General features: G+C 52.4%; 1 protein-coding gene. It reads right to left on the bottom strand.

Annotated features, from left to right (window positions below; translation table 11 throughout):
- A partial coding sequence (locus AC1D0P_RS29355) for a hypothetical protein (RefSeq protein WP_477679952.1) occupies positions 1-354 on the bottom strand: 354 nt, incomplete at its 3' end.
- Between the last annotated feature and the right edge of the window lie 102 nt (positions 355-456).

Below are 456 nucleotides of genomic sequence, written 5' to 3'. Positions count from 1 at the left end.
GATGTTGCCCGAGCGTTCCCTCAGCCATGTAACCATCAGACTTCCATCGTCGAGACTGCTGACCGTAGCGTTGTTGCTATCGCCGTAGCCCACATCCATGGTTCTACCCAAAGTGTTGCCAACTGCGTCATAGACTTGAAGCTCGATATGATACTGGTCATGTCTTTCCGCGGTATACGCCGCCACCACTTCGCCGTTGGCGAGAAAGGTGACTTGCGAATTCCTGCGGATGTCGAAAGAAGATTCGTCGCCGACCTTATCGCCAGTTGCGTCAAATGTTTGCTGATGAATGCTATACGGCTGCAGCCCGTCGCTCCCTTTCTCCCACGCAACGCTCCAGCCGCCATTTTTCAAGGCAGTTGTCTGGCAAAACCGGGGAACATATGCCTGAAATGAGATGACAACTTCTGGGATACTGTAAGCGACACCATCTGCATCATACGCGCGCTGATAAAT

The organism is Polaromonas sp. P1_G2 (assembly GCF_056405515.1).
The sequence above is the reverse complement of the archived record's forward strand: the minus strand, read 5'-3'. Positions and strand labels throughout refer to the sequence as shown.